The following is a 12936-nucleotide window of genomic DNA, read 5'->3' as shown; positions in this document are numbered from 1 at the left end:
TATGCGATATTTTTGGATGGGATCGGCCCCGGCAGACTTGACGACCGTTGGAGCCTGCGCGGTTTAAGAGATCGACGATCCCGGGGGCGGTTCTCGCTCCGAGCGAGACCGATTCCCTTCAAACCCGTCTCCCCGCGGGATTGCCAATCCTCACGATCTCCCTCACCTCTTCGGATCTGCGCGGACCGGATAGCGACGCGGGACTGAAAAATCGATACACTGTACGGCTTTGCGCCGCCGGGGGAATCAACGATGTTCGAGAAAAGCATGCAGATCAGCGACTATGATCCCGAGCTCTGGGGTGCGATCCAGAACGAGGAGCGTCGTCAGGAGGAGCACGTCGAGCTCATTGCCTCCGAGAACTACGCGAGCCCGCGTGTCTTGGCGGCTCAGGGCAGCGTACTGACCAATAAGTATGCCGAGGGTTATCCGGGCAAGCGCTACTACGGCGGTTGCGAGTATGTCGACGTGGCCGAGCAGTTGGCGATCGATCGCGCCAAACTGTTGTTCGGCGCCGACTATGCCAACGTCCAGCCGCATTCCGGCTCCCAGGCCAACGCCGCGGTCTTCATGGCCCTGTGCGAGCCCGGCGACACGGTGCTCGGCATGAGCCTGGCGCACGGCGGTCACCTGACCCACGGTGCCAAGCCGAACTTCTCGGGCAAGCTCTACAACGCGATCCAGTACGGTCTGGATCCGGCGACCGGCGAGATCGACTACGCCGAGGTCGAGCGTCTGGCCAATGAGCATCGCCCGAAGATGATCATTGCCGGCTTTTCGGCCTACTCGCGGATCGTCGACTGGGCGCGCTTCCGGACCATCGCCGATGCCGTCGGCGCCTACCTGATGGTCGACATGGCGCATGTCGCCGGTCTGGTCGCTGCCGGCGTCTACCCGAGCCCGGTGCAGATCGCCGACGTCACCACGACGACCACGCACAAGACCCTGCGCGGACCGCGCGGCGGCCTGATCCTGGCCAAGGCCAACCCCGAGCTGGAGAAGAGGTTCAACTCGCTGGTCTTCCCCGGTACCCAGGGTGGCCCACTCATGCATGTGATCGCCGCCAAGGCGGTGGCCTTCAAGGAGGCGTTGGAGCCGAGCTTCAGGATCTATCAGCAGCAGGTCCTGTTGAACGCCCAGACGATGGCCGAGGTCTTCCTCTCGCGCGGCTACGACGTGGTCTCGGGCGGCACGAACGATCATCTCTTCCTGGTCAGCTTCATCGAGCAGGGTCTCACCGGCAAGGATGTCGATGCCTGGTTGGGCGCGGCCAACATCACGGTCAACAAAAACGCGGTGCCCAACGATCCGCAATCGCCTTTCGTCACCAGCGGCATCCGTGTCGGTACGCCGGCCATCACCACGCGCGGATTCGGGACCGACGAGGCGCGCGATCTGGCCGGCTGGATGTGCGATCTGATCGATGCGCGCGGCGATCAGGCGACCATCGATGCGGTCAAGACCAAGGTGCTGGCGCTCTGCACACGCTTTCCCGTCTACGAGCGTTGAATGCGCTGCCCCTTTTGCGGCGCCCAGGACACCAAGGTGGTGGACTCGCGTCTTTCCGGTGAGGGCGACCAGGTGCGCCGACGGCGCAAGTGCGTCGTCTGTCACGAGCGCTTCACGACCTTCGAAACGGCCGAGCTGAATCTGCCGCGGGTTGTCAAGCGCGACGGCAGCCGTGCGCCCTTCGACGGGCGCAAGCTGCGCTCCGGGATGTTGCGCGCGCTTGAGAAACGGCCGGTGAGCACCGACGAGATCGACAGCGCCATGTGGCGGATCCAGCGCAAGCTGATGTCGAGCGGGGAGAGCGAGGTCCCGGCCCTGCGCATCGGCGAGCTGGTGATGGAGGAGCTGCGCCAGCTCGATCAGGTCGCCTACGTGCGTTTCGCCTCGGTGTATCGCAAGTTCGAGGACGTCGCCGCCTTCCGCGAGGAGATCGAGCGGCTGGAGCAGCAGCCGACGCCCGAGGCGAAGCGCCAGCAGTTGGATCTTCTTCAGGAGCTGGAGCTCAAGCCTTGATTGCGGGCCCTGAAGTCGAGCCGAGAGGGGCGGCGGTGGCGTGCGCCGACCGGGCCTTTATGGCACGGGCCGTTCAGCTCGCCGAGCTCGGGCGTTTTACGACCGACCCCAATCCGCGTGTTGGCTGCCTGATCGTCCGAGACGGTCGGATCGTCGGCGAGGGCTTGCATCGGCGCGCCGGCGAGCCGCATGCCGAGCGCCATGCCTTAACCGAGGCAGGCGAGTACGCACGCGGCGCGACCGCCTATGTGACGCTGGAGCCCTGTTGTCATCAAGGTCGCACGCCGCCCTGTACCGACGGGCTGCTGGAGGCCGGAGTCGCACGGGTCGTCTGCGCGATGGTCGACCCGAACCCGCTGGTCGCCGGGCGGGGTTTGCGACTGCTTGCCGAAGCCGGTGTCGCGGTCGAGACCGGCCTGCTCGAGGCCGAGGCGCGTGCGCTCAACCCGGGCTTCATCAAACGGATGGAGCAGGGCCGTCCTTATGTGCGCTGCAAGCTTGCGGCGAGCCTGGACGGACGGACCGCGATGGCGAGCGGCGAGAGTCACTGGATCACGAGCAAGGCAGCACGCCGCGACGTGCAACGCCTCCGCGCCGGCAGCTCGGCGATCCTCACCGGGATCGGGACACTGTTGGCGGACGATCCGAGTCTGAATGTTCGGCTCGGTGCAGAGGATTTGCCCGGGATGTGTCCCGGCGAGGCGATCCGCCAGCCGCTGCGAGTGGTGGTCGACAGCCGCTGGCGCACGCCGCCGAGCGCCCGCATCCTGACCCTGCCCGGGATGACCCTGATCGTCGGCGCAGTCGATGACGCGGTACGGATGGCCGAGCTGAAGGGCGCAGGTGCCGAGGTCTATCGCTGTCCCGGTGACCCGGCGCAGGTCGATCTCGGCGCGCTTCTGAAGGAGCTGGGCCGCCGCGAGATCAACGAGGTGCTCCTGGAGGCCGGACCGACCCTCGCCGGGGCCGCGGTCTCGGCAGGTCTGGTCGACGAGATCCTGATCTACCTCGCTCCGCACCTCATGGGCGATGCCGGACGCGGTTTGTTCACACTGCCGGGACTCGATCGGATCCGCGATCGCATCCCGCTCGCGATCACCGAGGTGCGCGCCGTCGGCCGAGATCTTCGCATCACCGCCCGCTTGGATCCGACCGGCAGCGCTCGCGCGCCAAGTGATCGTGATTAGTGGTGAGTGGCAGGTTAGACGCAATACGCGCCAATTTTCGGATTCCATGTCGCTAAACCGCGTCCAGAGCGACATGCGTCATTTGCGTTTTGCGTTTGGCTTTGGAGATGCCCTCGATCTCGGTGAGACGCGGTTTAAAATTTAAGATTTTTTAACTTTAAACCGCGCCAGCTCCGAAAGTCGTCGAAGCTGGCGCGGCCAATCCACTCCCACATAGTACGCATACCGCACCGGGCGCGGTTTAGATCACTGCTAAAGAATTCGTTTCCACCAATCAACCAGTCGTCACTCACCACTAGCCACTAGCCACTAGCCACTAGCCACACACCACTCCCATGTTCACCGGAATCATCCAATCCATCGGCCGCATCGGGCGGCTTGAGCCGCGGGGCGGCGACGTGCGCCTCTCGATCGATGCCGGGAAGCTCGATCTTACGCACGCGTCGCTCGGCGACAGCATCGCGGTCAACGGCATCTGTTTGACGGCGGTCGAGTTGACGGGGCGCGGCTTCGCTGCGGATGTGTCGCGCGAGACCCTGTCCCTCACGACGCTCGGCACACTCGCGCCCGGCAGTCCGGTCAATCTGGAGCCGGCCCTCACCTTGGCGACCCCGCTCGGCGGACACCTGGTCAGCGGTCATGTCGACGGTGTCGGGGAGATCATCGAGCAGCGCGAGGATGCGCGGTCTTGGCGGCTGCGCATCCAGGCCCCGGCGGAGCTGGCGCGCTATATCGCACCCAAGGGCTCGATCTGTGTCGACGGCACCAGCTTGACGGTCAATCAGGTGGACGGCGCCGTCTTCGAGCTCAATATCGTGCCCCATACGCTGACCGAGACGATTATCGGCGGCTACCGCAGCGGCACCCGGGTCAACCTCGAGGTGGACCTGATTGCGCGCTATCTGGAGCGGCTGCTGCTGGGCGATGCCGCGGCCGAGAGCGGTCCGGCGAAGCCGGTATTAACCATGGAGTTTCTCGCGCAGCATGGTTTTGCGAGATCCGGCGACGGATGACCGACATTTGCCGTAGGGTGGGTAGAGCGCAGCGAAACCCATCCTCCAAACCTCGGCATCTCGGGTCAGCCACGCGGTGTTGCCGGAGCTTAAGTGATGTGTTTCGACGCGATTTGTTCTCGGCGTTGGAGCGGGAGGATGGGTTTCGCTGCGCTCTACCCATCCAACGTTTAGGGTTAGACTAATCGGCTTTTCGCTCGGACGACGTGTCAGTCATGGGTAATTCAGGCCTCCACAGTACCGAAGAGATCATCGAAGAACTCCGTGCGGGGCGGATGGTCGTGATCATGGACGACGAGGATCGTGAGAACGAGGGCGATCTGCTCATGGCGGCCGATCGCGTGACCCCGGAGGCCGTGAACTTCATGGCCAAATACGGGCGCGGTCTCATCTGCCTGACCCTGAGCAAGGAGCACTGCGAACGCCTGCGCCTGCCCATGATGGTCAGCGACAATCAGGCCGCCCATTCGACCGCCTTCACCGTTTCCATCGAGGCGGCCCGCGGCGTCACGACCGGTATCTCGGCGGCCGACCGGGCCACGACCATCCAGGCGGCGGTCGCGCCGGGCGCGCAGCCGAAGGATCTGGTCCAGCCCGGACATATCTTTCCGCTTATGGCCCAACCCGGCGGGGTGTTGGTGCGGGCCGGCCATACCGAGGCCGGATGCGACCTTGCCCGACTTGCCGGTTACAGTCCTGCCGCCGTGATTGTCGAGATCCTGAACGAGGACGGCTCGATGGCGCGCCGGCCGGATCTCGAAGCCTTCGCCGAGGCACACGGGCTGAAGATCGGCACCATCGCGGACCTCATCCACTATCGGGTTCGCCATGAGAAGGCGGTCCTGCGCGAGTGCGAGTGCGAGCTGCGTACGGATCACGGCATCTTCCGCCTGGTGGCCTACCGGGATAGTATCGACAACGAGATCCATCTGGCCTTGACCCTCGGGGAGATCAGCGCGGAGCGTCCGACCCTGGTCCGGGTGCACCTGCAAAACACCCTCTGCGACCTCTTCGGCACGCGTCACAACGCCTGCGGTTGGCCGCTGCAGGACGTGATGCGACAGGTTGCGGCGGAGGGCGAGGGCGTGATCGTGGTGCTGCGCAACCGCGACAGCGCCGCCGACCTCTTGGCGCGTCTGAAGGACTTCCAGCTCCACGACGAGGATGACGTGGTGCCCTCCCGCCGCCAGGATCGCAATGCCCTGCGGACCTACGGAATCGGCGCCCAGATCCTCTCGGATATCGGCGTGCGCAAGATGCGCGTCATGAGTGCGCCCAAAGCGATGCACGCCATCTCGGGCTTTGATCTGGAGGTTGTCGAATACACCGGCGGGAAGCACGAAGATGGTGTCGCCACCTGAGCCTAATCGTTGTCGTTGTCGTTGTCGTAATCGGGACGACAACGACAACAAGGACAACAAGGACAACAAGGACAACAAGGACAACAAGGACAACAAGGACAACAAGGACAACGACAAGCGTGTCACATGTACTCTACCGTCGCGTTGTCTGACTCAATGTTGAACAGTTCCCTAGGTCGTAAAGGATGGCGAGGTGTTGCCGCCCGACGGTCCATCACCGCGTCCGTGAAAAGAGCTTCCGAGACTTCGGTCTGAAACCCCCTTCGCGCGTTTTGCGCCTTTGCGGTTCACATCGAGACGAGCCAACCGATGAGTATCAAGACGATCGAGGGCGCCATGCGCGCCGACAATGCGCGCTTCTGCCTGGTGGTGTCGCGCTGGAACAGTTTTGTGGTCGAGGCGCTCGAAAAAGGCGCCATCGACACGCTCAAGCGCCACGGTGCGACGGATGATGCGCTGACGATCGTGCGCGTGCCCGGCGCCTTCGAGATGCCGGTGACCATCGAGCGTATCGCCGCCAAGGGCAGCTTCGACGCCATTCTGGCGCTCGGCGCCGTCATCCGCGGCGGCACGCCACACTTCGAGTACGTCGCCGGCGAATGCGTCAAAGGCATGGCCCAGGTCAGCCTCAAATACGCCATCCCGGTCGCCTTCGGCGTCCTCACCGTCGACACCATCGAGCAGGCGATCGAGCGCGCCGGCACCAAGGCCGGCAACAAGGGCGCGGAGGCGGCCATGTCCGCCATCGAGATGGTCGACCTCTTGCGGCAGCTCGATTGATGACGATCAATCCCCGCAGCCAGTCACGCCGCTATGCCGCTTTGGCGCTCTATCAATGGCGGCTGACCGGCGAAGACCCGATGGAGATCAAGCGCCATCTCCTCGATGACCCCGAGTGGCTCGATGCCGTCGCCGGCTCGCTGAACGGGGCCGAGGACGACGACGCTCCGCCCGATGCCAAGGAGCGGTTCAACTTCAACATGGAGCTGTTGGATCAACTGCTCACGGGCGTTCCGATCCATGTTACGGAGATCGATGCGCAGCTCGACCGAGTCCTCGACCGACCTATCAGCCAGGTCGATCCGGTGGAGCTCGCGATCCTTCGTCTGGGTGCCTTCGAGATTCTCTTCTCCGACTCCATTCCGGATCGTGTCGCCATCAACGAGGCGGTCGAGCTGACCAAGCTGCTTGGCGCGCACGAAGGGCATAAGTACGTCAACGGTGTGCTCGATAAGGTCGCGCGCACCCATGCGGCGACGTCGGGTCGGCCGATCTAGGCGCGCTTGATGCCGCAGGGCTGTTCACGGCGCCGGCTGGGCCCGCACGATCATTCGCTATTGCGCCGAGGGAAGTCGGGCGAAGCTGCGCCGACCCGATCTGTGGACATGGCCGATGGATGAAGGATCGCGATCCGAATTCGACCTGATCGGCCGCTTCTTTGCCGATCTCGGCCCGCCCCGTGCCGACGTCCTGCTCGGCGTCGGCGACGACTGTGCCTTGCTTGAGGTCCCGGCCGGCCTGAGCCTGGCGGTCAGCATCGACACACTGGTCGCCGGGGTCCACTTCTTTCACGACTGCGATGCCGAGGCCCTCGGACACAAGTCCCTGGCCGTCGGGCTCAGCGATCTGGCCGCGATGGGCGCCTCACCCGCTTGGGCAACCTTGGCCTTGACCCTGCCCGAGCGCGACGACGACTGGCTCGCGGCATTCGCCCGCGGCTTCGGCGACCTGGCCCGAGCCTACGGGGTCCGTTTGGTGGGCGGCGATACCACGCGCGGTCCCTTGAGCGTGACCGTGCAGGTCCACGGTCTGGTGCGCTCCGGAGCGGCCGTGCGGCGCGACGGCGCTCGCCCCGGCGACATCGTTTGGGTCAGCGGGACGCTGGGCGATGCCGGGCTGGCGCTCCGGCGCATGCGCGAGGGCGGTCCAATCGATCCGGCTCTGCGTGCGCGACTGGAACGCCCGGATCCGCGCGTCGCACTCGGGTGCGCCCTGCGCGGGATCGCCACGGCCATGATCGATCTCTCCGATGGTCTGGCCGGGGACCTCGGCCACATCCTCGCGGCATCCCATGTCGGGGCTGAGCTGGATCTCACGGCCTTGCCCCTGTCTCCCGCCGTGGCAAGCCGGATCGCATCCGAGGGTGATTGGTCGCTGTCGCTGTCGAGCGGCGACGATTACGAGCTGTGTTTCTGCGCGCCGCCCGAGCAGGCGTCGCTGATCGCATCGATGGCGGCGGGGCTCGGCTGTGCGCTGACCGCCGTCGGCCTCATCCGTGCGCAGCCCGGATTGTTCCTGAAGGGACCGGACGGTACCCCGACAAGCCTTTCGAGTGCCGGTTATGACCACTTCTCGAACAACACCTGACGGCATGCCCCAAAGTGGCTTCACGTCCGGCTTCAATCCGCGACGACTCCATCATTGGATCGCCTTCGGCTTCGGCTCGGGATTGTCGCCGCGCGCGCCCGGAACCGTCGGCACGCTCGCGGCGATTCCGCTCTATTTGCTCCTGAGCCCGCTGACCTGGCCGTTCTATGTCGGCCTGCTGGTTCTCTTCACGCTCGTCGGGATCTGGGCCTGCGAGCGCACGGCACGCGATCTGGACTCCAAAGACCCCTCCGCAATCGTCTGGGACGAATGGGTCGGCTTCCTCCTGACCATGGTCGCTGCACCGGCCGGATGGCTCTGGATTTTCGCCGGCTTTGCACTCTTCCGGCTCTTCGATATCTGGAAACCCTGGCCCGTGCGGGTGGCGGACCGGAAGGTGCCCGGCGGCCTCGGCATCATGCTCGACGACCTGATCGCCGGGGCGATGGCCGCCATCGTCATCGCCCTAGCCGCCGCGTGGATGCCGATCTGATCGGCACCGTCTGTAGGTTGTGCTGACGATAGGAAGCACAACATCCGGCGACGGTTGGTTGTGCCTCGCACGGCTCGGCACAACCTACGGTCCTAACCCGAGGCAGCGCCGACGGATCTGGATTCACCCGAGGTCCGAACTCGAGGAGCTTGCAAAGGACCCCGGCCGCGGTTTAGCCGGCCTCGTCGATCTTTACGCACAGCACGTCGCAGGTCGGGTTGCGCAGAACGGCGCGGGCAGTGGAACCGAAGAGCCCCAAAAACCCATGCCGTCCACGGCTCCCGATCACGACAAGGTCGATTCCGAGCTCGCCGGCAACCTCGTCGATCGTCCGCCCGGTTGGGCCGACACGCACCAAGCGATCCGCGATGGGCACATCCATGCGTTCACCCAAGATGTCGAGCTCCCGCCGGGCGACCGCGAGCAGCTCCTCTTCCAGGTCCAGGTTCTCCGGAACAGCGACATCACCGGCATAACCGACCGGCATGTACTCCATTGTCGGCGGGACGTGCTCGACCACGTGGAGCAGAAAGAGCCGAGCACCCAGCAATGACGTGAGCCGCTGCGCGCGTGCGACGACCGGCTCGCTCTCCTTCTCGAAATCCACCGCGAGCAACAGGCGTTGATAGTCGTGGGTGTCCATCGCAAACCTCGCTGGCTGTAGCTAAACCTAAACCGTGTCCTGCAGTGACATGAGCCGGCGCCGCTCTTTGGCCGGCTCGACGCGGATCAGGCACGTCGGAGCCGATGCGGTTTAGGTGATTGAAGATCCTCTTCAAGTGTAATCGGCTTTTAAGATGTCACCAGGTCCGTGCGGCGTCGATCCGGGCTCGTGACTGCGCGGGGTTTCGAGCGAGCATCGTCCACCCAATCCATCAGGGACTCGTGACATCCGCTCCGCGGTGTCACGCATGCCCCGTGGCGCTCGGCGCCACGAGAGGCATCGGCCGGAGCGACGAACACGTCTTCCATGCGCACTCTCACTCACTGGATCAATGAAAAACCTAAACCGCGCCCGCTCCCGCGCCCGTTGGTTTCCGGTGAGCCTGCTCTTGTACGAGGCTTAACGGATCACACTTGGCGCGGTTTAGCTGTCTTTCTTGAGCAGATCGGCCAACCCTTCAAAGGGGTTGTGTGTCGTCTGTTTTCCGACCACGCCCGGCTTGGGGACTCGACCGCCGGCTAGAGAGGCCAGGTGCTCCTCGTACTTCTGGTGCTCGTTGTCGTGACAGTAGACGCAGAGCAGCTCCCAGTTGCTGCCGTCGGGCGGATTGTTGTCGTGGTTCATGTCCTTATGGTGGACGGTCAGCTCACGCAGGTTTTCGCGGGTGAAGGTGCGTGCGCACCGGCCGCAGACCCACTCGTAGAGTTTCAGTGCCTGCTCGCGATAGCCGGCGGCGCGCTCGTCGCTGGCCTTGCGGGCGTCGGAGACCACGCGGTCGAGCTTGGCGCTGTTGATGGGCTTGCCGGTCTTGGCGTGACGCGGACCGCTGCTCGAGGTCATCGAGGTGTCCTCTTGTGGATTGACGATGCCGGCAATCTTATCGGGTCTTGACGCTTCCAACATGATCCCGATCAGAAAACCGGCCGCGTGGGCGCTGTGCACCGGCGCCCAGGCGGTCTCGCTGAAGAGCGCCTGACCGGTGAGACACTCCAGCAGGATCTTGGCCGAGACGGCGAGGGCGAAGAGGATCGGGGGAGGGTCGCTCGGTGTTGTCCGCCAGGCCGCGACCAGTCCGGCGCCGACGATCAGATTGACGATGCCGGAGAGTCCGCAATAGGCAGTGACGCCGGGCTCCAGCAGCATGACCGCCCCGACGACGGAGGGCATGCCCAGCGCCAGCCACGCGCTCATGGGGCCCCGCAGCATCGGCTCGTACAACCAACCGACCAGCAGGAGACCGGCGACATCCAGGAGGAGATGCGCCGGGTCGCTGTGTGCGAGATGGGCCGTGAAGGGACGCCAGGGCGCGGCCCAGAGCGGGATGGATCGGTCCAGGATCAGGCCGTCCGGAACCGGACCGAGAAGCAGATAGAGGCCGACCGCCGCGAGGGCGAGGGTGAGCGTCCAGGGCATGTTGGTTGTCATGAGAGTGGCTCCAAGACCCCGTAGGTCGGGTTGGGCGCGCATGAAATGAGCTCCCAAACCTCCTCCGAGGCTTAAGCGCGCCGTAACCCGACGTTGCGCCAGGGAATGCCGGGTGACGCCGCGCTGATCCGACCTACGCACCTCCGTCTACGCGGCTGAGCGCCGACCGGCTCGAGCGCGGATCAGGAGGATTGCGGCGACACCGAGGAGCATCAGTGCGACCTCCCAAAGGGAGAGGGCGCCTGCACCGCCGCCGGATCCGCCCCCGGCATGGGTCGCCCGATTGCCCGTAAACATGGGCTCGGCTTGGTCGACCCGCGGGCTCGTCGGGGCCTGTTGGGTGCGTTGCTCGCGTGCGGCACGCTCCAGATCGCTGCGGGTCGCGTTCAGGCGCTCGATGCCGAGCTGCTCGAAGACCTCTTCGCGCAGGACGACCATGCTGGTGCGGTCGGTGACCAGTCCGTAGGCGACGCCCAGGTCGCGGACGGCGTCTTCCATGTCGGCGTCCGGGCCGAAGTTCTCGATCTCGCGCTCCATCTCGCGGATTCGGTCATAGGCCCAGAGGCGCTCCAGCTCGGGGTTGTCGGTCGATTGGGCCGGGAAGGCGAAACGCCCGAGGTATTGGGTCTCGGCGCCCGAGAGGCGACCGCTCAGGGTCAGGCTCGCCTCGCCGTCGCCCCAGTAGTGGCCGAGGAACATCAGCTGCTGGCCGCGATAGAGAGAGCCGGGGCGCGTCGGGGTGAGATCCGTCACCCGCACACCGTCGATCTCGAGCCGGATGCCGTGCAGGGCGGCGTGGGTTAGCTTGCTGGAGGCGGCGAGGATCTCGCCCACGATGTCGTCGGCGTTGGAGACCGAGCGGGCGAAGCCGTCGGACGCCTGCGTGAGCGCCTCCAGGAGTGGCCGGTTGGCGCTGTTTCCCATGATGAAGGTGAAGAGCCGCACATCTTTCTGCTCGATCAGCCGGAGAAAGTGACGCTGCTCGGTCTCGCCGACGTTCGCGACACCGTCGGTCACCAGGACGATGCCGCTGCTGCGGTCCGCGTCGACCCGATCCAGGCCGAGCTTGAGGCCGGAGTAGAGGTCGGTACCGCCGTTGGGCTGCTCGGCGGCGACCCGATCGGCCCATTCGCGCACGCTCTCGGCCGTCGCCGGGACATAGTCGCGGGTCAACTCGCGCGCGCTGTTGTTGAAGGTGACGATGCGGAAACGGTCGTCCGGACGGAGCTTGCCGAGCGCCTGTCTGACGCCTTCGGCAAGGGTGCCGTATTTGCCCTGCATCGAGCCCGAGAGATCGAGCACGAAGACCCAGTCCGCGCCTTGACTGATCGGCTGAAGGTCATCGCCGGGGGTGATGGTCAGCAGGAAGGTACCGCGACCGGCGGGATCCGGTTTGTAGGTCACGAGATCGAGGCTGCCGGGCAGATCCTGCGCGAGGCGCCAGTAGACAACCAGGTCCTTGTCCAGGCGATAGGGTTGTGTCGCGGCGCCGGGGACACCGGACTCCGTCGACCTGGTCGGCTCGTCGGAATCGCCGTCGGCGACGGCATCCAGGTCGGCGTTGCTCAGGTGCAGATCCCAGCGCTGCGCGTCGAGCTTCGCGATTCGCGCATCGCTTGCGTTCGGCATCCGCACCGCCTCGACCGGATAGCCCGAGCGCAGGCGCAGATCGAAGCGGAAGCGATCCTGTACCTCGGTGCTCGCCGTCCAAAAGGCGAGCTTGGCCTCGTCCACACCGCCCTCTTCAAGCGGATACACATAGCGCCCGATCCCGTGATCGATGCCGATCGGTTGCAGATAAACGAACCGAACGCGCGTGTCTTGCCCGGCCCGCACCGGTGCGACGCGGATGTCGAAGGTCCGATAGGCGTCCTTGACGGCGATCCCGGCGTCCCGCCCGGCGGCGCGCTCGCTCTGGTAGACCTCTTCGGCGTGTTCCTTCGGAAGCACCTCGCCGGTCACGGGTTGGCCGTCGATCCAGACCGTGAGTTCCGCAACCGTGCCTTGCTCGGGCACCGGGAAGGAGTAGGTCGCCTCGAGGTCTCGGGCATGCGGATTGCGAAAGACCTGCTCGACGGTCGTGACGGCATAGCCGTCCTGAACCAGGACATCGACCTGGTGATCGCGGATCGAGAGGGCGGGCAGTGAGCCGTCGCTCGGGGTCAAGAGCCCAGCGGCCTGACCGACCGACGTCGTGAGCAAGAGGACGGCGAGCGTCCGGCCGATGGCTCCAAACGGGCGAGATGCGTCGTACATGAGAGACCTCCATGATATGAACGGTGTTCAATTAAGACGCCTCGAAAAGGCCGTAATTGCCGGCCTATTTGAACGTCGTTTATTTATATAGTCGAAAATTGAGCGATGTTCAAATATTATTTTTCGGGGTTCGGGGTTCGGGGTTCGG

Annotated in this window: 12 protein-coding genes and 1 pseudogene; 9 read left to right on the top strand and 4 right to left on the bottom strand. The window is 65.0% G+C overall.

Annotation, left to right across the window (positions count from 1 at the left end; genetic code table 11):
* Nucleotides 1–252 precede the first annotated feature (252 nt).
* The 9 genes from glyA to AADX97_RS19010 all read left to right on the top strand — a co-directional run bounded on the left by glyA (nt 253) and on the right by AADX97_RS19010 (nt 8443).
* Complete coding sequence (gene glyA / locus AADX97_RS19050) at nt 253–1509, top strand: serine hydroxymethyltransferase (protein WP_374235363.1); 1257 nt, start codon at nt 253–255, stop codon at nt 1507–1509.
* Nucleotides 1510–2022 carry a transcriptional regulator NrdR gene (gene nrdR / locus AADX97_RS19045; RefSeq protein WP_374235364.1) on the top strand — a complete coding sequence of 171 codons (513 nt, stop codon included), beginning with the start codon at nt 1510–1512 and terminating at the stop codon, nt 2020–2022. It abuts the gene before it with no gap.
* 59 nt (nt 2023–2081) lie between these two features.
* Nucleotides 2082–3209 carry a bifunctional diaminohydroxyphosphoribosylaminopyrimidine deaminase/5-amino-6-(5-phosphoribosylamino)uracil reductase RibD gene (ribD, locus tag AADX97_RS19040; protein WP_374235376.1) on the top strand — a complete coding sequence of 376 codons (1128 nt, stop codon included), beginning with the start codon at nt 2082–2084 and terminating at the stop codon, nt 3207–3209.
* 335 nt (nt 3210–3544) lie between these two features.
* Nucleotides 3545–4222 (top strand): riboflavin synthase, encoded by a 678-nt coding sequence (locus tag AADX97_RS19035; RefSeq protein ID WP_374235365.1) that lies wholly within the window; start codon nt 3545–3547, stop codon nt 4220–4222.
* Nucleotides 4223–4437: 215 nt separating this feature from the next.
* Nucleotides 4438–5583, top strand: coding sequence for a bifunctional 3,4-dihydroxy-2-butanone-4-phosphate synthase/GTP cyclohydrolase II (gene ribBA, locus AADX97_RS19030; protein ID WP_374235366.1), 1146 nt, complete (start codon nt 4438–4440; stop codon nt 5581–5583).
* A gap of 309 nt (nt 5584–5892) precedes the next feature.
* Nucleotides 5893–6363, top strand: coding sequence for a 6,7-dimethyl-8-ribityllumazine synthase (gene ribE, locus AADX97_RS19025; protein ID WP_093186992.1), 471 nt, complete (start codon nt 5893–5895; stop codon nt 6361–6363).
* The gene (gene nusB, locus AADX97_RS19020) at nt 6363–6860 is read left to right on the top strand and encodes a transcription antitermination factor NusB (protein WP_374235367.1); all 498 of its coding nucleotides are present in this window, start codon (nt 6363–6365) and stop codon (nt 6858–6860) included. The genes ribE and nusB overlap by 1 nt, the downstream gene beginning before the upstream one ends.
* 115 nt (nt 6861–6975) lie before the next feature.
* A complete protein-coding gene (thiL, locus tag AADX97_RS19015) occupies nt 6976–7950 on the top strand; it encodes a thiamine-phosphate kinase (RefSeq protein ID WP_374235368.1) in 975 nt (324 codons plus the stop codon).
* 4 nt (nt 7951–7954) lie between these two features.
* On the top strand, nt 7955–8443 hold the full coding sequence (locus AADX97_RS19010; RefSeq protein WP_374235377.1) for a phosphatidylglycerophosphatase A: 489 nt from the start codon (nt 7955–7957) through the stop codon (nt 8441–8443).
* A 172-nt stretch (nt 8444–8615) separates the two neighbouring features.
* Here the strand turns inward: AADX97_RS19010 and AADX97_RS19005 are convergent, their stop codons facing one another.
* The 4 genes and pseudogenes from AADX97_RS19005 to AADX97_RS18990 form a co-directional block, all read right to left on the bottom strand.
* Nucleotides 8616–9086, bottom strand: a complete 471-nt coding sequence (locus AADX97_RS19005; protein ID WP_374235369.1) for a universal stress protein — start codon at nt 9084–9086, stop codon at nt 8616–8618.
* A gap of 444 nt (nt 9087–9530) precedes the next feature.
* Nucleotides 9531–9947 (bottom strand): YajD family HNH nuclease, encoded by a 417-nt coding sequence (locus AADX97_RS19000; protein ID WP_374235378.1) that lies wholly within the window; start codon nt 9945–9947, stop codon nt 9531–9533.
* A 69-nt stretch (nt 9948–10016) separates the two neighbouring features.
* Nucleotides 10017–10520 (bottom strand): annotated as a pseudogene (locus tag AADX97_RS18995) (rhomboid family intramembrane serine protease); the annotation flags it as partial.
* A 159-nt stretch (nt 10521–10679) separates the two neighbouring features.
* Nucleotides 10680–12788, bottom strand: coding sequence for a VIT and VWA domain-containing protein (locus AADX97_RS18990; RefSeq protein ID WP_374235370.1), 2109 nt, complete (start codon nt 12786–12788; stop codon nt 10680–10682).
* Nucleotides 12789–12936: the final 148 nt, after the last annotated feature.

The sequence above is a fragment of the Thiocapsa sp. C2-2m genome (assembly GCF_041903745.1).
GTDB classification, from domain to species: Bacteria; Pseudomonadota; Gammaproteobacteria; order Chromatiales; family Chromatiaceae; genus Thiocapsa; species Thiocapsa roseilacustris.
This window is presented reverse-complemented; position numbering and strand designations above follow the sequence as displayed.